Below are 21,805 nucleotides of genomic sequence, written 5' to 3'. Positions count from 1 at the left end.
GAATCAGTTGGTAGTTGTCGGGGAAGAAACCGGCCCGTCAGTTGCCCCCGAATTGAGGGCGTGAATGAGCTTGGGTAGGTTTTCGATGGTAATAAGCTTGTCGGTGACAAGTTTGGTCAGGTCGGACCGGCCGGCAAGATAGGGTAATAGCGCCTCCCGAAACTTCTTCCCGCTGCCAGTCAGACTGCTGGCTGGCAACGGCGTAATGGTCGTCTCGCCGGCCTTCCGCAGCAGATAAAGCTCGTAGGATCTATTTCCACCCGTAGGTACTCCAGTAGCGCCGACCATAGCAGGTCCGGCCACAATGTAGTGCAGCCGCATGAGTACTACCTGGCCACTATCCACTTGCTCTACAAAAGCCTGGTCAATGGTGTCGCCATCCAGCCCTTTGTCTACCGGAAAGCCACCGGCCTTAATGAACTGTTGGGAGCCCAAGCGAAACGACTGGACGTCATCTAAACCCAGCTTCTTGGTTTTACCGTTGCCGGTCTTCACCAGCAATTCTGTGCAGCCTCGCAGCTTCAGGCTGCCCTCCACGCGTTGTGTAGGGTTGCCGGCCGGAATGTATGAACCGGGTTCAAATGAATTGAACAAAGACTGGGCCTGGGTAATGTGGGAAATGAAGGATAGCAGCAGGCTGGCAGCCAGCAACAAACTCTTTTTCATAGAAACTAGTGACGGATTGCGGTGTTGGGGCAGTCGATTAATTGTAGTAGGGAACGGCCAACGTGTAAGGCTGACCGGTATTCAGGGCGCGGACAATGCCTGACAGATGGTCCAGGGCTACTTTTCGTTTTTCAACCAACTCTATCAGGTCGGGCCGTTCGGTGAGGTAAGGCAATATGGTTTCCCGGAACCGGGCTCCCCCGCCCGAAAGGCGGTTGCCATTAATGCAAGTAGTCGTACTGCTATTGGCCCGGCGTAGTAAATAAACTGTCTCAATAGTGCCGTTATTTGGTGTCGACCCAGGCATGTTCAGCCAATACTTGTAGCGCATAGCCAGCACCTGCCCACTATCGAGTAGCTCCACAAAGGCCCGGGTTACTACCTTTCCGTCCAGCCCACCTTTCACGACAAAGCCCCGGCGGTTACGTACTTCCGTGGTCCAATTTGAAAGGAGGAAACCTGCTCCGGCGTAAATCCGGTAGTGTAGCCGGTAGCGTCTTCGGCAATGAGCTCCGTATTGCTGTTCAGCTTAAGCTTGACTTGCCGGTGTACTTCAGGGCTGTTACTTAACGTGTAGGATCCTGGTTTAAAGGATGTGAAGTTATACTGCGCTGATACCAGTTGGGGTAAAAGCAAACTGGCCAGAAGCAAAGAAAAGCGCATAGAAACTCTTAAAAAGAAAGTACGGGCAAATTTACACGCTCACATCGGCTGCTGCTTCCTGCTGCAGCTCAACCGTTCCCTCCACGCCCAGGTAGCGGTCAATCAGGAAGTGGGCCAGGTAGAGCACCGGCGTAAGCAGAATAGCCGCGGCGAATTTGTACCAGTAGTTGGTGTTGGCCACGTCCAGTACTTGGTCGAAGGTCCAGTTGCCGAACACGTAAAACGCCACGAACAAGACCACGAAGCTGTCCACAAGCTGGGACACGAGCGTGGAACCGGTGGCCCGCAGCCACACGAAGCGGCCCTTAGTAGCGCGGCGCAAAGCCTGAAATACTGTGGCATCCAGCACCTGCCCGATGGCAAAGGCCGTGAGCGAGCCGGCAATAATACCCAGGCCCTGCCGGAAAATCATCTGGTAGGCAAAGTCAATGTTGATGGGCTTACCCTGCGGGTCTTTGCTGTTTACTTCCAGCCAGAAAGCGGCCGGCGGCAGCTTGGTAGTGGCATAGATAACCAGGAAGGCAAACAGAATCAGAGCGGCCGTGAGGTAGCTCACGCGCAGTACGCCCTCCTTGCCGAAGTACTCGTTGATGATGTCCGTGGTGACGAATACCACGGGCCAGATCAGTACCCCCGCCGTCAGGTTGTCGGGCCGGCCGATAAGGGGCTCCAGGGAGAAAATCTTCACGCCAATAATTTCGGCCAGCAGGGCATTGACAATGAAAATGCCGCTGAGTACCAGATAGAGCTGGTTTTTCTTATGCGCGAAAGTCTTCAAGGAAGAGAGCTTAGAAGTGAGAACCCAGAACTCCGAAGCAAAAACTCAGAGCAGGTACGTCTTCTAAGTTCTAGCTTCTAAGTTCTGAGCTCCGATAAAGTTTACTCCGGAATGCTGACCGTTTTGCCTTCCGTAGCTAACTCTACGGGCTCGAAAACAGCCTCTGCTTCTACCAGCAGGGGTTCCAGGTCGCGGTAGCGGGAGGAGAAGTGCCCGATGAGCAGGTGCTTCACCTGGGCTTTTTTAGCCAGTAATGCGGCCTGCCGGGCGGTGGAGTGGTGGGTAGTAGCGGCCCGGTCGCGCATTTCTTCCAGGAAAGTAGCTTCGTGGTAGAGCAGGTCGACGCCGCGTACCAGCTCGGCGGTACTCTCGGTGTAGAGCGTGTCGGAGCAGTAGGCGTAGCTGCGCGAGTGGTTGGGCGCGGTGCTCACGGCCTCATTGCTGACCAGCAGGTTGCCGGCTTCATCGAGCAGGTCTTCGCCCTGGGCCAGGCGGCTGAGCTGGGCGGCCGTGAGGCCCTCGGGCAGGCGGGCCTTGTCGAGGTGGCGGCGCTTGGGTTTTTCCCGGAACAGGTAGCCGCAGCACGGAATCCGGTGCCGCATGGGCAGCGTGTGCACCGTCAGGCGGTGGTCCTCATACACGAGCCGGTGCTGATCGGGTTCGACGGCCGTAAACTGCAAGTCGAACGAGAGCTGGGTGTGGGAGTAGCGAAACTGCGTGGTCAGAATCTCGTCCAGGCCGGCGGGGCCGAAGAGCTGCACCGGCTCGGTGCGACCCTGCAGGTGCATGGTCGAGAGCAGGCCAAAAAGCCCAAAGAAATGGTCGCCGTGCAGGTGGGAAATGAAAATGGTATGCAGGCGCTGGTGCCGGACTTTGTACTCCACCAAGCGGCGCTGGGTGCCTTCGCCGCAGTCAATCAGGTAGGAGTGGTTGCCTACCGTGAGTACCTGCGCCGTGTGATGCCGATTCAGAAAGGGTGTGGCCGAGGCACTACCCAGGATTTTCAACTCAAACTCCAAAATAAGCTGGTAGCTAGTAGCGGATGGCTGTTCGCTTTTTTAAAGATGAGAAAAAGAAAAAAGCTGCTGGCCGTTAGTTGCTAGTTTAGACAACTAACAGCTAACCGCCAACAGCTTACCGCTTCTAATAAACTACTCTTTGCTGGTCAGGTCACGCTCGATGGCGTGCAGGAAAATCCGGTCAATGCCTTCTTCCACGGTGGGCAGAATGTGCAGTACCGACTCCAGCTTGGAGATAGTGATAAGCTTCATAACGTGGTCCTGCAGGCCGGTGAGCACGAGCAGGCCGCCGGTGGAGTTGCACAGCCGGTTGGCAATCAGGATAGAGCTGAGGCCCGACGAGTCCGTGTACTTCACGTTGCTCAAGTCCAGGATCAGGTTGTTGATGCCTTCAGCATTCAGCTTCACGAATTCCGATTTCAGATCGGGAGCTACAGTGGTGTCGAGCTTCTTCTCGTCAATGGTGATAATCGTGTAAGTTTCCTTTTTATCAATCGAGTACTTCATGCCGTCGGTGGTTCGAGTTTAATAGAGTTGCGAAGGTAAGAAAAAAATGTTCGAGTACAGAAGGCCTGTAGGGCACTCAAGGTATACAAAAAAACAGAAATTATTGTGTGCTCCGTTTGGCTATTCCAAACGTCAGCGTAGCCCAGGTACTTTGCCAATCGGCGACTTTCCGGTCAGTGGCTGCATCCATATACACAGAACTAACCATGTAGTTGCCCGGGCTGTTAAGGCGAAACAGCACCCGGCCGTTTTTGTTGGTATACAATTTACTGATCTGCGTGGGTTGGCCGGCCGTGCGCTGCCACACCTGTACCAGAGTGGCCGGCAAAGGCTTGCCGTTGTAGCGTACCAGGCAGGTTAAGGAGGCGTCAGGCTTAAGCAAATAGGGGTTTTGCTCGGGAATAATTTCCAGGGGCTGGCCGGTACTCCAGGCGTGCACGTTGCTAGTATCGGGGCGGCTCGGACCCACCTGCACCAGGGTTTTGGCGCAGCGCCGGTACAGCTCCCGGCCTGGCTTACTGGTTTCGCCGCGCTGCTGGCGCAGGTAGCTAACCCGCTCTAAGCCATTGTCTTTGAGGTAGGTGTTAAACTTCTCCGCGTCGAGCTCCAGAAAGGCGTTGTTGGTACTAAAGGACAGCAGGTGCACGCCCGGCTGCACAACCTCAACCGAGGTGTTGAGCGTGTCCTGCTGGGTGGCCATCCTGGTCAGGTCCACGGTATCGTTGGGGGCGTAGTGCACGAAGCTGGTGAGCCGGGCCGATTTGCCAGGCCAGCGGTGACCGGTAAAATTTTCACCCACAAATACATGCAGGTTAATTCTGGTGCCCGGAGCTACAAAAAAATGCGACGGCAGCAGCCAGAACTCGTGGGCCCAGGCCGTCGCCGCGCACAAGGGTAGTAGCAGAAACATAATTTGCAGACGGCGCACGGATTAATTTTCTGGGATAAGAATTAAGAAATGATGAAGCGGCCGTAATTAGCTTAAAATGCAGAAACATTTAAAGCAATTACGGCCGCTTTAGGAATTAATACGGAGGCATAATTCCGTATTAATCAACAAAAATTACTGTCTTTCCAGCGCCAGTGCATAGGCCCGGTCGTAGTGTACGCGCAGGTTTTTCCAGTCGTAGAGCTCGGCGGAGCTTTCTACGTTGTTGCGCTGCATGATTCGCTCCCGACGGTTGAGCTGCACGAAGTTCCAAAGCATCTCGGTCAGCTCCTCGGCCGACTCATCAAAGCTGCGCTCCTGCCGCTTGACTACGTAGATGCCCTTGGCCTCGTGGTCGGGCACGGTTTCCATGACATAATCACCGAAGCCCGACAGGTCGCTGGTAATGGCCGGTACGCCGCGGGCTACGCACTCGAGCGGGGTGTAGCCCCAGGGCTCGTAGTAGCTCGGGAAAATGCCCAGGTGGCAACCCCGCACAAACTGCCCGTACTCCATGCCAAACAGGGGCGAGGTGGGCGAGACGAAGTCGGGATGGTACACGATTTTGACCCGGTCGTGCCGGTTGTTGACCAGGTTGGCGCGGCGCAAAAAGTTCAGGATGTCGTCATTGGCATCATCCACCAGGTTGTGGGTGATGACCGGGGGCAGATTCGTCGTTTTCCAGCTTTGCAGGGTCCGGCGGTAGCGCAGCTTCCAGTAGTCGTCCACGAGGGCGTCGAGGTCGGGCAGACGGTGGTCGGTGCTGGCGGCAGCGGCGTAAAAGAGCCGCTCGCCGACCTGCCGCTCAATGGCCTCACAGGTTTCCTGTACCTCATCCAGAATGGCCCGGCTCTGCAGCACCTGCGGATTGATGCTGTGAAAAGGCCGCTTGGTGATAAAGAACATGACCACCTGGCCTTCCAGCCCGCTTTGCTGCAGGCGGTAGTTGAGGCGGGCTAGAGCTTCCAGGGTCAGGTCGAAGCCCTTGTTGTGGTACTCGTAGCGGCCCGAAGTGAAGAGGTAGAGCGTGTTGTCCAGATCAAACGAGTAGCTCTGGAAGAAGTGCGCCATCACGAACTCGTGAATCTTGGACTTGTAGAGCTGGTGCAGGTTCTGAAACTCGTGCAGGGCCACAAACCGCTCAATGTTCAGGCCGTTGGGCAGCACCGCGTCCGGAATCCGGTCGAGCAGGTAGATACACTCGCGCACGGTCAGCTCACTCACCGTGGTGAAAACGTGGCTGCCGTGGGCGGCGGCCCGCTCAATGCGCACGGCGGTTTCAATATTGAAATGCACTGCCTCGGCCGCCCAGTTCACCTGCATGAGGTGGTCGTAGAAGTTGGGGTCGTTCATGGCCAGGTAGCGGCCCAGCAGCGTGGCGTGCGTGGTAAAGACGATGTGCACCGGCACCTGGTCGCGACGCAAATCGGGGATGGCCACACCGGTCATCCACTCGTGGAAGTGGGCAATGACGCGCTTGGGCGGCACCACGGCGTTTGTAAGCAGGTGCAGAAAGTGCTTGACCTGGTGGCCAAAGGCCTCGACCTGGTGGAGCAGATCGTCGTTGTCGGGCGTCGGGATGCCGTGGTGGTTCCACAGGTCGGCCTTGATCTGCCCGAGCCGGTCGTACACCTGGTAGGGGTTGATGAGCACCACGCGGGGCTTGCCCGTCACGAGCCAGTGGCCGTAGCACACCTCGTAGCCCTCGGCCCGCATCTGGCGCACGGCTGCCGCAAACGGGTCATCGGCGGGCAGCTGGTTGAAGGCGTAGTCGTCGAGGGCTTCAAACTCGCCTTGTGCCTGCTGCGTGAAATAGGGCCCGATCAGGCAGTACCGGTCGTCCCAGCCTAGCACGGTGGCCGGCACTTTCGAGCGAATCACGGTGTAGATGCCGCCGACCTGGTTACAGACTTCCCAGGCAACTTCCACGAGCAGAGCGTCGGGTGAAATGGCTTCGGGGGTGGGGAGCGGAACTTGCATGCGGTGGGTTTTGGCGTGGATTGGCAAGATAGGTTTCTGGCGGAGTTTTGACGTGAAAAAAACGCAGGGCTTAGCCGAAACCGGGATTTTTACTTCCGGCTTGGGCCAAACCCTGCGCTAGAGCTACTGCGCAACGGGGTGTACAAGTGTGGTTAAGCGCCTTGCTGCGAAATAATCAGCACCGAATACGGCGCTAACCCAAAAGTCGCGTGGAAAGGCAATCCGTCGTACTCGCCCTCCGTAGCTTCCGAATCCACGCTTTCAAAATTGCCGAACTCCTCGTCGTAGCCTTCCCAGTCGCTGTTGAAGCGTACGCGCCACTGCCCGCCGGCTGGCAAGCCGATGGTGTAGGCCGGGTGGGTCTGGTCGGCGAAGTTGGCCAAGATGATGGTTTCGTCGCCGGCTCCGCCCTGGTCCCAGCGGCGGAAAGCCAGGATTTTGTCGGAGTCGTTGAGGTGGGTTATGTCGGTGTGTTGGCCCAGCAGGCCCCGGGTCTGGCCGTCGAGGTTGCGCCGCAGCCGGATCAGGTCGCGGTACAAGTGCACCAGGCCCGCGTGCTGCTCGGCGTGCTCCCACTCCAGGGGCTGGTCGTCGGAGAAGTAGCCGTCGGCCAGCATTTCCTGGCCCTGAAACATCATCGGGATGCCGGGCGCGGTAAATACCAGGGCGGCACCGAGCGTGGCCCGCTTCTTGGGAAACCAGCTGTGGGCGTCGCCGGGCATGATTTCCTCGGTCACGCGCGACTTGCCGTTGGCCACTTCATCGTGCGACTCGGTGTAGATAATGCGCTGAAACGCGTCGCCGTTGTAGGCGTGCGCCAGGATTTCGGCCACGGCGGGCAGGTGGCGGTCCGCGTCGTGGGGCGTAGTCAGCGCGTCGCGCACGATGTTGACGAAGGCCGCGTCCCACTGAGCCGCAAAGCCTTGCCCGTCCTGCTCGGCGGTGCGGGTGATGTAGGGGTTGCCCTGCAAGTCCTCGGCAATGGTAATCTTCCAGGGCATTTTCGCCTGAATTTCCTCATTGATCCACTTCATCAGGCTCCAACCCTCGGGCAGGTCGCGGGCGGGGTCGTTGGAGCCGTCCACGTTGCGGATGTGGGAAATTGAGTCGCAGCGCAGACCATCCACGCGGTAGTCTTCGAGCCACATCAGGGCATTGTCGCGGATATAGCGGCGCACTTCGGGGCGGCCGTAGTCGGGGCGGTTGTGGCCCCAGGGCGTTTCGGCGCGCCAGTCATTGTAGAAGTAGATGCCGCCGCCGTCGTTTTCCTGCCAGCCGTCGAACTGCCACAAATCCAGGTCGCCGGGCCCAAAGTGGTTATACACCACGTCCAGAATGACGGCAATGCCGTGGCGGTGGGCCTGCTTGACGAGCTCCTTAAAGGCCTGGGGGCCGCCGTAGTCGGTTTCGAGGGCAAATGGGTGAGCCGGGTTGTAGCCCCAGCTGCGGCCGCCGGGAAACTCGGTGGGCGGCATGATTTCAATGGCGTTGATGCCCAGCTCGCGCAGGTAGCCCAGCTTCTCCACCACGTCCAGAAAGGTGCCGGGGCGACTGGGGTCGGGGGCGTTGAAGGTGCCCACGTGCAGCTCGTAGATAACCAGCTCATTCCAGGCTGGCATCTGAAACTGGTCGTCTTCCCAGTCGAAGTCGTGGTTGGGCACCACCGAGTTGCCGGCAGAGTGCGTCACTTCGCGGGCGTAGGGGTCGTGGCGGGTTAGCTCGTTTTTGCCCGTGCGCAGCCAGAATTTGTACTCGGTGCCCGGCCCGAGGTCAGCCACGTCGGCAGCCCAGTAGCCGTCGGCCTCGTGGGTGAGCGGGTGGGTGGTGTGGTCCCAGTCGTTGAAGGGGCCAACGACGGCCACGGCGTCGGCGTTGGGGGCCCACACGCGGAAGGTGGTGCCGGAAGGGTGTGGTAGAGCGCCCATGCCGGCTTGCAGCGTGGGTGCGGGGGATAAAGCAGTTGCGGGCATTGGAAGCAGAGGGTAACACGACCTTTACAGCTGGTCGCTACCGGCTTCTAACTGGTTTTCTAGTGTTGAGGTTATCGGGCAAAGCTCAACGGGTTGAAGCTGAAGTAGAAAAGCCCCGAGCAGCCTTAGCGGCAGTACCCGTTGCGGGGCAGCGGAAAAATACCGTGCTTGAACCCATGAACGCACCCGACGCCGCTGCTCCCGAACGAACTACGCTCTACGACCGTCGCCACACTCGGCGCCAGCGGGCCAAGGCTTTGTCCCACATTGTCCCGGCCCTGGTGCTGCTGACCACTGCCCTGGCCGCCGTATCCGGTGCTGAGCCGCTGACGGCCGTGACCATTCTTGAACTCGTGGTAGGGGCGGGCTATATTTTGCTGCTGCTGCGCGAAATGCGCCACCTCAAGCACCACCCGCACCATACCGAGCGGGTGGCCTGGCTGGAAATAGCGGGAGCCGGCATTCTGGCCCTGGAAGGCTACCACATCCTGCACCGTCACCACGCGGCCGACCTGCTGCGCGGCACGCACACGTTTCACATTCTGCCTTACCTCTACTTTCTGATAGCCGGGTTCTACCTCTTTCTGGCCTTCAATCTGTACCGCATCACGCAGCGCCGTCACCTGCACCTGCATGCCGAGGGATTTGGCGGCCGGCTGGGGCTGCTGAGCCGGGAGTTTCACTTCAGCTGGGCGGAAGTAGCGGCCGTGGAGCCCAGCGGCGCGGCCGAGCTTATCGTGCACCGCACCGACGGCACCCGGCAGCAGATTTCCTTTGCCCACCTGCACGACGGCCCCGCCCACCGCGACCGGCTCGTGGCCCATGCCCAGCAGCTGCATCAGCACCAAGCAGAAGGCCGGTAAGCGTAGGTTTTGCTACACTGCCCGGCCTTGCCAATCCTGGTTTTACTCTACTCCGCCTCAGGCCGGCACTACGGCCGGCGACCATTCCTCGTGCTGGCAGCGGGAGCAGGTTCCGGGCTGCTGTTGCCGGGAGTGCTGCACATTGCCACAGTGGCAGCAGGCGTAGGTATCGGGGGCTTTGTGCTGGTCGCGCAGAAAGTCGTCGTCCCAGCTTGGAATCAGGGTCAGGCCGGGGCGGGGCGGGCTCTGGGGCACAATGGTGAAGGCGCCGCTGGCCTCCATGTACATGCGCCGGACCTTGCCCAAGTTGTCGTAGCCCTTCTGGCGCAGCTCGGCAAACACCCGCTCCTGCGACAAGACCGATTCGCGCATGGCATCGTACTGCAGGCAGCCATCCTCAACCATCGCCGATACCTGGCCCTGGGTGACAGTCTCAAATTTTCTGTTTCGATACGACTCCCAGAAAACCAGGCGCTGCACGGCTACAATAACTGCCGCAATAAGCAAGGCGGGCAGCAAGCCCCGATCGGGGCCTGAATGGGTACCCCGATGGCGGCGGCAATAGAGGAAATGGCGGCCAGCTCGTGCCGGCTCAGCTGCGACGACATCCGCTTGCCCATCAGGCGCATCGACACCACAATCAGGATGTAGAGAAAGATGGCGCGAATGGCTACTTCCAGCAAAAAGCTCCAGGGCACCTGCCCCAGAATAATGCGCATATAATCGGTGAGGTGAATTTCTTCGGGTTTCATGCAAAAGAAGATAAGCCCTGCCCGGTGAGCGGGGGCGTTTTTAATAGAATAGGATACTTGCTTTAGTGGGCTTCGGCTTCCTGCTCCACCAGGCTCTGGGGCTGCACAGCGTAGGTCCACTGCTGGTGGCCGCAGTTGGTGCACTGGGTTTTGGCCGATACCTGGTGCTGCACGTTGCCGCAGTAGAGGCAGGCGCTCAAGTCCGACTCCTGCTGTTGCTCGTCGCGCAGGCGCTCATCCCACTCGGGCAGCACGCTCAGGCCGGGCCGGGGCTCCTGGTAGCGGAATACGCTGAAGTGCCCGCCCGATTCGAGGTACACCCGGCAAAGCTGGCCCAGGTGCAGCACATCTTTGGAGCGCAGATGGGCAAATACCTGCTCGTGGGAAATATCCATCTTCTTCATCTCAGCAGTATTCAGCACCCCGTTTTTGAGCAGCAGGCTCACGTCGCTTTGCACCACCACTTCCACTTTGCGGTTTTTTAAGGCCAGCCAGTTTACTCCCCGCTGCAGCAACAGCACCGTGCCCAGCAACACGAAGGCCGGCAGCAGGCCCCGGTCGGGTATCTGAGCCGGCACGGCAACAATGGCCCCCAGCGTAAGCATTACAGCCATTTCGGTAATGGTAAGCTGGGCCCCCATACGCTTGCCCAGCAGCCGGATGAACACCAGCAGCACGAGGTAGATAATCAGGGTCCGCAGGACCACTTCGAGCATGTACTCGCCCGGGGCATTGCCCAGGACAATGCGTTGCCAGTCACCTAAGTGAATTTCCTCTTTTTTCATTGTTTCCCCGCTCTGTTTAAATGGTGTAGTCTGCCGGGGCCCCTCCCTGGGCCAAAGCAGAATTACTTGAACGGCAAGGGTATGGCGGGGAGTTATAGGGAAAAAGGCGGATTTCCCTCCGTAGAAAAACGGGTTGTACTCCGACGGGAATCTGGGAAAAAACCGGCCGGAGTACTCGCCATAAAATTGTCGGGCGGGAATAAATAGCGGAGTTTTGCTGTTATAATCAGTTGCCGGCTGCCCCGGCCTAATCGGCTACTCAGCGCCCGGCACGCTGTTTTTATCCTTACTCCGCACTCATGGCTCGTCCCAAACCAGTCACCTACGGCCTTTATTCCTGGACGCCGGATTTCGGCTTCCGCTACATTCACCCCGCCAACCGCCGCACCTTCGAGTGGCTGGAGCCCATGGGCAAGCTGTTCGAGAAAATCGACGAAACCGAAGACTGGATTCTGCTGCGCTACGACGAGCAGCAGTTCAAAGTCAGTGGGGAGCTGTTCCAGGAGCTCCACGACAAGCCCCCGTTCAGCTTCGGCGACCTGGTGGAAGAAACCAACCCGGAGCCCGGCCGCCCCGCCCACCGCGGCCTGATTTCGGACGTGTACTGGAATGAAGCCCAGCACCGGGCCAGCTTTCAGCTCGTAGAAAAGAAGCGCAAGGTGAAGCGCGTATTCGAGGCCGACGAGCTGCGGCTGAGCTGATTTTTAAGGTACTAATGTGCTGACATGCTAATGTCTATCCTATGTCATTGCGAGGCGTAGCCGTGGCAATCCGTCCTCTGAAATGTGCTGAGCTTCCGTAAGTAAAAAGCCCTTTCCCGTAACAACGAGAAAGGGCTTTCTGGTAGAAGGTCATTTGTCACCAGCAGAGGACGGATTGCTTCGTCGTACCTCCTCGCAATGACAGGGAATCAGCACATCCGCATTTAACTCAACCCAATAGCGACGCCGATAACAACGGCAGTAGCGGCCAGCGCCAGCAACGCCAGATACAGCGGCAGCACGAACTTCCACCACTGGTCGAAGCGGACTCCGCAGGCGGCGACGATGGCAACCAACGCGCCATTGGTGGGCGTGATGAGCTCACACAGGCCGGCGCCGTACTGGTAGGCCAGCACCGTGACCTGGCGGGCAGGCCCAGTAAGTCGGAGAGGGGAGTGAGGATGGGCATGGTCAGCACGGCCTGCCCGCTCACGCTGGGTACGGGCAGGTGCAGGGCCGTATGCACCCCAATCATGCTCAGGGCCGAGAGCGTGACGGGCAGATGGGCCAGGGGCGCCGAGAGGCTGTTGACAATGGTGTCCACAATATGCCCCTGCTCCAGGACCACGAAAATAGCCCGGGCAAAACCGATGAGCAGGGCCGAAAAAGCCAGGTCGCGGAAGCCTAGGATAAAGGCGTCAGCGGTGCCGTTGAGGCCCAGGCCGCCGATGAGGCCAGCCAGCACGCCTAGTACGAAAAACAGCGCGCCCATCTGCTCAAATTCCCAGCCCAGGTTGAGCACCCCGTAGGTAAACACGGCGAAAGTCAGCAGCAAAAGCAGCAGCACGATGCCGTGCCGGCCGGCCCCGGCGGAGTCGGCTTCCTCCGCGGGAGCCGCTTCCGGAATCACCCGGTTTTTGGCTGCGTAGCGCATCGTACCCCCAATCCAGACCACTAGAGCCAGGGCCAGAAATGCCAGCCGAAAGCCCGCGCCCGAGAGCAGCGGCAGTTGGGCCAGCTTCTGGGCAATACCGACCTGGAAGGGGTTCAGGGGACTAAATGACGCGCCCACAGCCGCCGCTCCGATGCTCACGGCTGCGGCCGTAATAACCGGGTAGCCCAGGCGGCGCATCAGTACCAGCAGCACCGGAATCAGCGGAATAATTTCCTCCTGCATGTTTTCCAGCGCGCCCATCGTAGCAAACAGCAGGGAAATGATGGGGATGACCAGCACTTCCTGCCCTTGCAGCTTGCCCAGCAGCCAATCGACGCCCCGGCGCAGGGCTCCGGTTTGGTCGATAACGGTGAAGGCCCCGCCGGTCAGGAACACGAAAAAGATAACGGCGGCGGCGTCGGCCATGCCCTTGGGAATGTCGACCATGGCAGCCAGGGGCGAAACCGGGGTGGCGGGCACGCGGTGGTAGGAGCCGGGTACCACCACGTCGCGGCCGGTAGCCGTGTCAGCCTGGCGGGCAAATTCGCCGGCAGGCAGCACGTAACTCAGCAGCGTGGCCAGCAGAATAAACCCGACGAGCAACACAAGCGGGTGGGGAAAGCGGAGGGTCTTCATCAAGGAAGCAAAGGGTGAGAAGGGGCAATAATTCGCGAAAAATAGAAGTTATCCGCGAGCTACTGCCGAACTTTCCGGGAAGTGTCCCGGGCCGGAACCCGCATCAGGCCGGGCCGGTTGTGTCAGCTCGTATGCGTTTAGACTCCTTCAAACAGTTGCCCATGGGCCAGCAGGCCGACGTACTGCGTCGGAGCGGACACTTCTTGTCCGACCGGCGGCAGGACAGCTTCGAGCTGCAGCTCTACGCCCTGGGCGACTTCTACGCCGAGGTCTGGCGCAGCAACGGGGAAGAGCACATCCTGTTCATCCACCTCTTCCAGGACTCGCACAACCTGACACCTTACCTGGAAAGCATCCGCCTGCCGGAGGTGTGAGCTGCCCATTCGGTGGGTCTTCTAATGGGCTTGCCCTCGAATCGTTTGTCATCCTGAGCCCCGCGAAGGACCTTCCTCGTCTACCCAAAGAAGCTTGTACCAATGTAAAAAGCCCTTTACAACCTAGCGTGGTGAAGGGCTTTTTACATTTTGATTATCTGCAGTGGGTAAACTGAGGAAGGTCCTTCGCTTTGCTCAGGATGACAAACGACTAAGAAGCTGTCAGCAGCTTCTTAACGAACCCTACTTCTGTCCGAACCGGGTGCCGAAAAAGTCGCCGGGGTTCCAGGTGGGGCGCTGTTCGGCCTGGGCTACCTGATAGCCGATGAGGAAGTTGAGCTGCACGTACTTTTTGCCCGCCTCGAAGTCGAAGGTGCCGTTGATGTCGTCCTGGGGCTTGTGGTAGGTGGCCGCGCGCCAGGCTTGCACGGTTTTGCTCAGGTCGTTTTTGCCGTCGGCGGTTTTGTTGCCATACTTGATGTGCAAGGCCGGAATGCCCTGCAGCACGAAGCTGTACTGGTCGGAGCGGATAAAGCGGTTTTGCTCGGGCTCGGGGTCGGCCTCCACGCTCAGCTTCAGGTACTCGGCGGCTTTATTGACGGGCTCGGCCAGGGTCGAATGCTGGGCGCCCAGCGGCACCACCGACAGCAGCGGGGCAATGATGGTGGGCATGTCGGTGTTGATGTCGGCCACGATTTGCTCCTTGGGCACCGTGGGACGGGCCGCGAAGTAGGCCGAGCCCAGCAGGCCCAGCTCCTCGCCGGTCTGCAGTACCAGCAGCACCGAGCGTTTGGGCTTCTCCTTTTCCGGCAGGCGCGAATAAATCCGGGCAATTTCCAGCACGCTGGCCACGCCCGAGGCATTGTCGTGGGCCCCGTTGTAGATAGAGTCGCCCTTCACCGGCTCGCCCACGCCTAAGTGGTCGAGGTGGGCGCTGTGCACCACGTATTCCTCCCGCAGCTTGGCGTCGGAGCCGATTATCTTGCCTACCACGTTGTAGCTGTCCAGGTCCTGGTAAGTGGAATTGTTCACCGCCTTCAGCGAGCTGCCCAGGGCTACCGAGGCCGGCCGGCCCGTGCGTAGGGCGGCGTAGGCGGCGGTGGTATCGGTGGCGGCGGTGCGCAGCAGGGTTTGCAGGGTGCCCGTACTCACGGCCCCGAGCAGGCGAATACCCGGCGCAAACGAGCGGGAAGCGGCTACTTTGCCATCGGTGCCCAACACGCTGAACACGCCCTGCCGGAAGTTGGGCAGCGTGGCCTTCGGACTTGGCGAAGCTACCAGCACCCCCACGGCTCCGTGGCGCACGGCGTTCTGCAGAATGGCCAGCACGTCCTGACTAGCAGCGGCTACCGTGGAGGGAAAGGCCTTGGGTGCCCCGCGCAGCACCACCACCACCTTGCCCGTCACGTCGAGGCCGGCGTAGTCGTCGTAGCTTAGTTCGGGGGCGCTGATACCGTAGCCGGCAAATACCAGCGGGGCTTCCACCGTAGCGGCGGCGGTTTCGGGGTTAGGGTAGAGCACGAATTCCTTGCCCGGTGCCAGCGGCACGGCGGCTCCGGTGTTAGGGCGAAGCAGCAGGGAAGAAGTGCCTAGGTTATTGAAAGCTTTGCGCAGGCGCACCCGCTGCACAAACGTGCCCGCGTCGCCGGCGGGCTGCACGCCCAGGCTTTGCAGATGGCTGGTCACGTAGTCCACGGCCATTTGGTAGCCGGGCGTGCCGGGGCGGCGGCCCAGCAGCTTATCGTCGGCCAGGTACTGAATGTGAGCCTTCAGGTCGGTGGGCGACACTTTTTGCAGGGCCTTGACAACTTTTTTGTTGGGGCGCAGCTGCTGGGCCGGGGCAGAATAGGAAAGCAAGCCGCTGAAGGCCAGCAGCGCGAGGCGAGAAGAGGTGGAGAACATAAGCAAGTAAGCAGAGCGGAAAGCAGGGAGCCGCAGCCCAACAGCTGCCGGGCACCCCGCAAAAGTTGTCTTAAACGGCAAAAAACGGCGCGCGTCGGAAATTTTCTCAGTCGGCCCACAGTTAGCTAGATATAGGTGGTCGTTACGCTTCAGCTTAGGCTAAGATTTGTGTAACTTGCTGCCGCGTGGGCCGACGGTCCATTTTGCCCCGATTCTCCCTGTTTTGACAGCTCTTGCCCGATTACCGTCGGGCTAGCCGGGCGGGGCTTGCTTTGTAATTTCTTTCCGCAGTTTCAAAAAGTACTATTTATGATTAGACTGGAGCAGTTCACCCAAGCCGATTTCAAACAGCTTATTGAGTGGATTACAGATGAAGAGTTGTTGATGAACTGGTCAGGGTCACTGTTCTCCTTTCCCCTGACCGAGGCCAGCCTGGCCTGGTACATCGAGGATACCAACGACTTGCATACCTCGGACGCCTTCGTGTATAAGGCCATCGACGATACGACCAACGAGGTAGTGGGCCATATTTCCCTGGGCGGTATCAGCCGCAAAAACCGCTCGGCGCGCATCAGCCGGGTGCTGGTGGGCAACAGCCAGGAGCGGGGCCGGGGCATATGCCAGGGCATGATTAAGGCGGTGCTCGAAATCGGGTTCGAGCAGCTCGGCCTGCACCGCATCGACCTGGGCGTGTACGACTTCAACCAGGGCGCCATTGGCTGCTACACCAAGGCCGGCATGACCCTGGAAGGCACTTCCCGCGACAGTCTCTACTTCAACGGCTCGTACTGGAGCCTGACGGAAATGAGCATGCTGGAAGCCGAGTGGGAGCAGCGCTACGGGCAGCGCAAGGTATTACAAGCCGCTCGTTAGGTTGTTTTGAACAAGTACCAGCCGTGGCCCAGGGGCTTGACTACAATCAAAGACTCGGGGTTCATGGCTGGTACTTTGCGTTTGTCGGGCTCGTAAAGCAGACCCACGGTGTTGTCAATCAGACCGCCGATGACGAAGGCAAAGCAGGCGTCGCAGTCGGTGCTCTTGCGCGTGACGCGGCTGATGTACAGGGATTTGAGCAGGGCGTTGATGGCCGGGTCTGCGTTGGCCGCGGCTTCACCAGCAGAGTCAGAGGCAAAGTAGGCCCCGGTTTGGAGCAGGCGCACGGTTTTCTCGAAATCGGCCTGGCGCCGGGTGAAGTGGGCTTCGATATCGGCGTCGGAGCCTACCCAGAGGCGAATGTTGCCCACCGTAAAGTCGTACTCGGCCCGGGGGTGGGTCTGGTTGTAGCGGGCCCGCTCGGCGGCGGGTAGCCCTTCGAGCACGGTGAGCATCTGCCGGCCGAAGTTGGTCATGCCCAGCCCGCGCACAGCCTGCAGCTTCCAGGCGTCCTGCTTCACAAAGTGCAGGTAAAAGTCGTTGCCCCGGTGGAGTCGCGCAGCTCCACGGCCACCACGGCGGTGCTGTCGGTTTGCTGCACCACTTCGCAGGTGCGGCGCAGGTGGGCCGGAATCTGCTGACCCAGGGTTTGGCGCTTGGCCTGCTGCTGCACCTCGCAGCAGATGTAGGCGGGCAGCTCGGGCCAGCCTTCCCGGGCCACGAAGCGCTGGGCAATGCTGAGCGGCGGCAAGGCCTGCTGGGCGTGGCCGCTAAAAGCCAGAAGCAGCAGGAAAAACAAGGAAACGTATTTCATCAGGAAGGAGCCAAACCCACGTGCCGCCAGGTGAGTAGCGCCCCATGTAACTCCTAAACTTACCAGAAACCAGAAACATTCCGGTTACCGACGCGCCGGAAAAATAGGATTTCAGGCCCGCTCCATGTAGATGTGCGGAATATTGTCTTCCAGGTACATTTCCCCGCGCTGCTCAAAGCCGAAGCCCTGGTAGAACGTGGTCAGGTACTGCTGGGCCCCGATTTTGATGGGCTGGGTTCCAAACAGCTGCTCGCAGTGGGCAATGGCCTGCCGCATCAGCTCCTGGCCCAGGCCGTAGCGCCGCCACGCCGGCGACACCACCACCCGCCCGATGCAAACTTGCTCGTAGCACTGGCCCGCGTCGAAGAGCCGGGCGTAGGCGGCCAGCTGGCCTTCGGGCGTGTGCCCCAGCAGGTGGTAAGCCACCTGGTCCTGCCCGTCGATGTCCTGAAACGGGCAGTTCTGCTCCACAATGAAAACCTCGGTGCGCAGCTGCAGCACGGCGTACAGCTCGGGCAGGGTCAGGTCGGTGAATTTTTTGCTGGTCCAGGTCAGGGTCATGGCGGCGGAAGAAGGGATGAAGGCAGGGTTGGGTTGCTCGAAATACGGGTTATATACTCTCAGTCGCGGCTAGGCTGCCCCGGCGTTGGAACGCTCAATCTTCTGCAACAGCCTCTCAATCTGGTCGGCGTACAGGTCGACCTGCTCCAGACCGGCGCGCGACTCCTCGATATGGCCCCGCTGGTACTGGGTCACGAGCTTCTGGCTGGTGTTGAGCATGCCCTGAATGGCGCGCTCAATTTCCAGCACCTCCGGCCTGGAGCCGTATTTGGGCTTGACCACCGTGGTAAGCCACTGGGCCAGGGGATTGTCGCGCAGGGAAAACAGGGACGGTTCGGCTTCGCGCACGCCGTAGAGCACGGAACGCAGCCGCGACTTGAACAGCACCTGCTTGATGCGGGCCTGCTGGAAATCCAGGGCGGTTATATCCATGGCTGAGGGAAAACGGGGCCCGAGGGCAAAAGTGATACGGCCATCAGCTTAGGATGCATCCTGGGCATTTTCCTGACTTTTTTCGATGGCCTTGCGGGCCAGCACCAGGTCGGTAACGTCGTAGGCAAACACGGTAATGCCGGCTTTCTGGCCGTGCTCCGAGAATTGCTGGTATGTGAAGTTGAGAAACAGCTGCCGGGCCGCGGTGCCCTCAGGGCCTTCCAGCATGATGGAAATTTCGTTGCCGTAGAAGGTTTCCCCGGTGTTGTACACGTTGTCGAGCAGGTCCACGAAGCCTTGCTCCACTACTTCGGGCAGGGCTTGCACCACGGTGTTGCCCACCAGCTGCCGGCCCCGGAACAGCGCCTGGTAGCGCGGGTTTACAAACTCGAAGGTGTGCTCAGCGCCGCGCAGAATGCAAATCAGGGCCGGGGCTTGCTCAAATAAGTTGTGGAAGGTTTCCTTCTGGCTCTGGGCCAGCTGATACGCCTGGTAGGCCTGATCCGAGAGCATTGACTGTTGCTCATTGGCTTCCAGCAGCTCCTGCACCATTTGTTTCTGGTCGTGAATATCGGTGCCGCAGCCCACCCACATGGTAATGTCGCCGGCAGCGTTGCGGCGCGGCGTGGCCCGCACCAGCACCCAGCGGTACTGCCCATCGTGGCGGAGCAGGCGGTATTCCACCTGGTAAACATTGCCCGTCGAAACGGAATCGTTCCAGGTTCGGGCCACGGTGGGGCGGTCTTCGGGATGTACTGAGTCCAGCCACAGCTCGCCCAGGGCCTGCTCGGCGTCTTTGCCCGTGAAGGTGAGCCAGCGTTGGTTGAAAAAGTCGCGCTGCCCGTCGGGCGTGGCCGTCCAGATCAGCACCGGCAAGGATTCCAGAATGAAACGGGTACGGTCCTGGGCTTCGGCTAGCTCCCGCTCGGCGGCCAGGCGCTGCTGCTGGGCCCGGTACTGCTCGGTCACGTCCTGGGTGCGCTGCAGAATGTAGAGCAGCTCGCCGCTGTCGTTTAGCACGGGGTAGTGCGTAGCCTGCCAGTAGAGCTCCTCAAAGCCGCCGCCGCGCTCGGCCGGCACTTCCAGGTCGTAGCGAATCACGGGCATGGAATGTGGCTCCAGGAAGCGGCGCACGTGGTCCTGCGACTGGAAGATAATGTCGCCCTGGTTTTGGTCAACGGAAGGAAATGCCTCAAAAAAGTCGCGGCCGATAATTTCTTCCCGCTTTTTCAGCGACACCTGCACGTGGCTGTCGGTATTGTCGAGGATGGTGACGTCGGGCGTCATCAGCATCAGGTTTTCGGGCAAGGACCGGAACAACTGTTGGTAGTCGACAGTGGGAGTAGCGGCAGGCATACGGGCAGAGTCTGGGGAGGTGGTGAATAGCTCGGGAGCTGTTCACCAGGCAAATCGGGAGAGGGACAAAGGTACGACCGGGAGGCGGAAAACGGGTGCTTGCGCAGTAATTAATGTAGGAACATTAATTGGGTTTGGCTGCCCAAGCTGCCACCGTCCTGATGTGGATTTGATGAGGTAGAATAAACTTTTCCTTACCAGGTTTTATCGGTCAGAGGCTACGAGTGGTGTAGCTCAACAGTAGATAAACGGCGTTGCCGGCCCATCTTGTTGCAAAGCCATTGGCAGATGCCTTTCTTTCGGCATGAAGAAAATTATACTGGGAATACTGGCGGCGGTGCTGCTCGGAGTGGCCGCGCTGGTAGTGAATACTATCTGGTTCAAACCCGTTTTTATACGGCTGTTCTACGAGAAAGTGTTTGCCCAGGTCGCCTTCGACTCGCCCGAGCTGCTGTCCAGCCTGCGCCTGGTGGAGGGCTTGGGAATCCAGGGGCACAACCGCAAGCTCAACGACGCTTCCGAGGCCGAGGCCACCCGTACCTTCACCCGCCTGCGCACCGACCTGGCCACCCTGCACCGCTACGACACCACCGGCCTGCGCGGGCAGGACCGCCTTAACTACCAGGTACTCGACTGGTTTATGACCAACCAAGTGGCGGGAGAGGCCTTTCGGTATCACAACTACCCGGTCAACCAGCTGTTCGGGGTGCAAAACGAGTTCCCCAACTTCATGGCCAACGTGCACCAGGTGCACAACCGCCGCGACGCGGAGTACTACAACGAGCGGTTGGCGGCAGTGGGCCGCAAGTTTGAGCAGGTGCTGGAAGGGCTGCGGATCCGGGAGCAGCACGGCGTGGTGCCGCCCACCTTCGTTATCGACAAGGTAGTGGCCGGCATGCAGGCCCTGGTGGCCCAGCAGCCCGAGCAGAATATTCTCTACACCTCCCTGGCGGAAAAGCTGAAAAAAGCCGAGGGCCTGGATGCCGCCGCCCAGGCCGAGCTGCTGGCCGAAGCCAAGCGCCAGATTCAGAGCTCGGTGTATCCGGCCTACCAGCAGCTCATTACCTACTTCACGGAGCTGCGCCCCCGCTCGACCAACGACGCGGGCGTGTGGAAATTTCCCAACGGGGCCGCCTACTACGCCCAGTGCCTGCGCACCAGCACCACGACCAACCTGAGCGCCGCCCAGATTCATGCGTTGGGCCTGAAGGAAGTGGCCCGCATTACGGCCGAAATGCAGACGATTCTGCGGGCTCAAAGAGTGGCCGGCGCCGACAGCGTGGGCACGGTTCTGGCCCGGCTCGGGGAGGAGCCCCGCTTTCTGTACGCCGACTCCGACAGCGGCCGGGCCCAAATTCTGGCCGACTACCGCCGCATTCTGACCGAAGTGGATAAGGGCCTGGCCAACGCCTTCCGTATCCGGCCCAAAGCCGCGCTGGAAGTGCGGCGGGTGCCGGTATTCAAGGAGAAAACCTCGGCCGGCGCCTACTACGAGCGGGGCGCCCTCGACGGTTCCCGCCCCGGCGTGTTCTACGCCAGCCTCTACGACGTGAAAGCCACGCCTAAGTTTGGCATGCGCACGCTGGCCTACCACGAAGGCATTCCGGGGCACCACTTCCAGATTGGCATTCAGCAGGAGCTAAAGGGCTTGCCTACGTTCCGCAAGCTGGTACCCTTCACGGCGTATACCGAAGGCTGGGCCCTGTATGCCGAGCGGGTAGCCTCGGAGCTGGGCTTCGAGCAAGACCCCTACGACAACCTGGGCCGCCTGCGCGCTGAGCTGTTCCGTGCTGCCCGCCTCGTGGTCGATACCGGCTTGCACGACCAGCGCTGGACCCGGGAACAGGCCATCCAGTACATGCGCCAGGCTACGGGCATGGCCGAGTCGGATGTGGTGGCCGAGGTGGAGCGCTACATCGTGATGCCCGGGCAGGCCTGCGCCTACAAGATGGGCATGCTCAAGATTCTGGAGCTGCGCGAGCTGGCCAAGCAGCAGCTCGGCACCCGCTTCGACCTGCGCGACTTCCACGACGTAGTGCTGCAGAACGGGGCCTTGCCGCTGGAAATTCTGGAGCAGGTCGTGCAGGACTACATCCGCGCGAAAAAAGCGGCGTAGCCGTCGCCGGTACTGTTGAGGTAGAAAACAGGAATAGGCTTGACTTACAGCAAGTCATGGTCGGATGCAGGGCCGGGCGGGCGCATCTCAGTTTACCCCTGGGTTACTAACCAGGCTGCATAGCGAGGATTACGCTATTTACCCGGATATTCGCGGCTGTAACTGGGGCGCTTTGCCGCTCTCGGTTGGTTTATC

The 21,805-nt window shown here is 59.9% G+C and carries 22 protein-coding genes and 1 pseudogene; 5 read left to right on the top strand and 18 right to left on the bottom strand.

The annotated features are described in order from the left end of the window. Positions 1-3: 3 nt before the first annotated feature. The 8 genes from MUN79_RS25110 to MUN79_RS25075 form a co-directional block, all read right to left on the bottom strand. The gene (locus MUN79_RS25110; RefSeq protein ID WP_244675244.1) at positions 4-666 is read right to left on the bottom strand and encodes a hypothetical protein; all 663 of its coding nucleotides are present in this window, start codon (positions 664-666) and stop codon (positions 4-6) included. A 37-nt stretch (positions 667-703) separates the two neighbouring features. Beyond that, positions 704-1,072: a hypothetical protein gene (locus MUN79_RS25105; protein ID WP_244675243.1), complete on the bottom strand. Its 369-nt coding sequence runs from the start codon at positions 1,070-1,072 to the stop codon at positions 704-706. Positions 1,073-1,360: 288 nt separating this feature from the next. Next, complete coding sequence (locus MUN79_RS25100; protein WP_244675242.1) at positions 1,361-2,107, bottom strand: queuosine precursor transporter; 747 nt, start codon at positions 2,105-2,107, stop codon at positions 1,361-1,363. 101 nt (positions 2,108-2,208) lie between these two features. Then, on the bottom strand, positions 2,209-3,126 hold the full coding sequence (locus tag MUN79_RS25095) for a ribonuclease Z (RefSeq protein WP_244675241.1): 918 nt from the start codon (positions 3,124-3,126) through the stop codon (positions 2,209-2,211). A gap of 132 nt (positions 3,127-3,258) precedes the next feature. After that, on the bottom strand, positions 3,259-3,633 hold the full coding sequence (locus MUN79_RS25090; RefSeq protein WP_044002696.1) for an STAS domain-containing protein: 375 nt from the start codon (positions 3,631-3,633) through the stop codon (positions 3,259-3,261). A 100-nt stretch (positions 3,634-3,733) separates the two neighbouring features. Continuing rightward, positions 3,734-4,561 carry a DUF4198 domain-containing protein gene (locus tag MUN79_RS25085; RefSeq protein WP_244675240.1) on the bottom strand — a complete coding sequence of 276 codons (828 nt, stop codon included), beginning with the start codon at positions 4,559-4,561 and terminating at the stop codon, positions 3,734-3,736. A 135-nt stretch (positions 4,562-4,696) separates the two neighbouring features. Further along, positions 4,697-6,541, bottom strand: a complete 1,845-nt coding sequence (locus MUN79_RS25080; RefSeq protein ID WP_244675239.1) for a glycosyltransferase — start codon at positions 6,539-6,541, stop codon at positions 4,697-4,699. Positions 6,542-6,693: 152 nt separating this feature from the next. Next, positions 6,694-8,511 (bottom strand): alpha-amylase family glycosyl hydrolase, encoded by a 1,818-nt coding sequence (locus tag MUN79_RS25075; RefSeq protein WP_244675238.1) that lies wholly within the window; start codon positions 8,509-8,511, stop codon positions 6,694-6,696. A 176-nt stretch (positions 8,512-8,687) separates the two neighbouring features. On the opposite strand from MUN79_RS25075, the gene MUN79_RS25070 reads away from it, so the two are divergent. Next, positions 8,688-9,374 carry a hypothetical protein gene (locus tag MUN79_RS25070; protein WP_244675237.1) on the top strand — a complete coding sequence of 229 codons (687 nt, stop codon included), beginning with the start codon at positions 8,688-8,690 and terminating at the stop codon, positions 9,372-9,374. Between the two features lie 57 nt (positions 9,375-9,431). Here the strand turns inward: MUN79_RS25070 and MUN79_RS25065 are convergent, their stop codons facing one another. From MUN79_RS25065 to MUN79_RS25055, 3 genes are all read right to left on the bottom strand, one after another. Beyond that, positions 9,432-9,881 carry a YetF domain-containing protein gene (locus MUN79_RS25065; protein WP_244675236.1) on the bottom strand — a complete coding sequence of 150 codons (450 nt, stop codon included), beginning with the start codon at positions 9,879-9,881 and terminating at the stop codon, positions 9,432-9,434. Beyond that, positions 9,857-10,126, bottom strand: coding sequence for a DUF421 domain-containing protein (locus MUN79_RS25060; protein ID WP_244675235.1), 270 nt, complete (start codon positions 10,124-10,126; stop codon positions 9,857-9,859). The genes MUN79_RS25065 and MUN79_RS25060 overlap by 25 nt, the downstream gene beginning before the upstream one ends. A 62-nt stretch (positions 10,127-10,188) precedes the next feature. Continuing rightward, positions 10,189-10,911, bottom strand: a complete 723-nt coding sequence (locus tag MUN79_RS25055; RefSeq protein WP_244675234.1) for a DUF421 domain-containing protein — start codon at positions 10,909-10,911, stop codon at positions 10,189-10,191. 299 nt (positions 10,912-11,210) lie between these two features. Between MUN79_RS25055 and MUN79_RS25050 the strand changes: the two genes are divergently transcribed. Next, positions 11,211-11,612, top strand: coding sequence for a DUF6960 family protein (locus MUN79_RS25050; protein ID WP_244675233.1), 402 nt, complete (start codon positions 11,211-11,213; stop codon positions 11,610-11,612). 224 nt (positions 11,613-11,836) lie between these two features. Here MUN79_RS25050 and MUN79_RS25045 read toward each other — a convergent pair. After that, a pseudogene (locus tag MUN79_RS25045) lies at positions 11,837-13,182 on the bottom strand (YfcC family protein). A 131-nt stretch (positions 13,183-13,313) separates the two neighbouring features. Between MUN79_RS25045 and MUN79_RS25040 the strand changes: the two are divergent. Beyond that, positions 13,314-13,556, top strand: coding sequence for a hypothetical protein (locus MUN79_RS25040; protein ID WP_244675231.1), 243 nt, complete (start codon positions 13,314-13,316; stop codon positions 13,554-13,556). Between the two features lie 243 nt (positions 13,557-13,799). On the opposite strand, the gene MUN79_RS25035 is transcribed toward MUN79_RS25040, so the two are convergent. Beyond that, positions 13,800-15,458: a M28 family peptidase gene (locus MUN79_RS25035; RefSeq protein WP_244675230.1), complete on the bottom strand. Its 1,659-nt coding sequence runs from the start codon at positions 15,456-15,458 to the stop codon at positions 13,800-13,802. A 309-nt stretch (positions 15,459-15,767) separates the two neighbouring features. On the opposite strand from MUN79_RS25035, the gene MUN79_RS25030 reads away from it, so the two are divergent. After that, positions 15,768-16,331: a GNAT family N-acetyltransferase gene (locus MUN79_RS25030; RefSeq protein ID WP_244675229.1), complete on the top strand. Its 564-nt coding sequence runs from the start codon at positions 15,768-15,770 to the stop codon at positions 16,329-16,331. Here the strand turns inward: MUN79_RS25030 and MUN79_RS25025 are convergent. The 5 genes from MUN79_RS25025 to MUN79_RS25005 form a co-directional block, all read right to left on the bottom strand. Continuing rightward, the gene (locus MUN79_RS25025) at positions 16,328-16,852 is read right to left on the bottom strand and encodes a hypothetical protein (protein WP_244675228.1); all 525 of its coding nucleotides are present in this window, start codon (positions 16,850-16,852) and stop codon (positions 16,328-16,330) included. The two genes, MUN79_RS25030 and MUN79_RS25025, sit on opposite strands and share 4 nt — an antisense overlap. Next, positions 16,849-17,145 (bottom strand): hypothetical protein, encoded by a 297-nt coding sequence (locus MUN79_RS25020; protein ID WP_244675227.1) that lies wholly within the window; start codon positions 17,143-17,145, stop codon positions 16,849-16,851. The genes MUN79_RS25025 and MUN79_RS25020 overlap by 4 nt, the downstream gene beginning before the upstream one ends. 111 nt (positions 17,146-17,256) lie before the next feature. Next, on the bottom strand, positions 17,257-17,706 hold the full coding sequence (locus MUN79_RS25015) for a GNAT family N-acetyltransferase (protein ID WP_244675226.1): 450 nt from the start codon (positions 17,704-17,706) through the stop codon (positions 17,257-17,259). A 69-nt stretch (positions 17,707-17,775) separates the two neighbouring features. Further along, positions 17,776-18,138, bottom strand: a complete 363-nt coding sequence (locus tag MUN79_RS25010; protein ID WP_244675225.1) for a hypothetical protein — start codon at positions 18,136-18,138, stop codon at positions 17,776-17,778. Between the two features lie 48 nt (positions 18,139-18,186). Next, entirely contained in the window at positions 18,187-19,494 is a 1,308-nt protein-coding gene (locus MUN79_RS25005) for a PAS domain-containing protein (protein ID WP_244675224.1), read from the bottom strand. 304 nt (positions 19,495-19,798) lie between these two features. Here MUN79_RS25005 and MUN79_RS25000 point away from each other — a divergent pair, with 304 nt between their 5' ends. After that, the gene (locus tag MUN79_RS25000) at positions 19,799-21,610 is read left to right on the top strand and encodes a DUF885 domain-containing protein (protein WP_244675223.1); all 1,812 of its coding nucleotides are present in this window, start codon (positions 19,799-19,801) and stop codon (positions 21,608-21,610) included. Positions 21,611-21,805 lie beyond the last annotated feature (195 nt).

This window comes from Hymenobacter cellulosilyticus (assembly GCF_022919215.1).
In the GTDB taxonomy this organism is placed as follows: Bacteria; Bacteroidota; Bacteroidia; order Cytophagales; family Hymenobacteraceae; genus Hymenobacter; species Hymenobacter cellulosilyticus.
Note: the sequence above shows the minus strand (reverse complement) of the source record. Positions and strands in the feature narration are given on the sequence as shown.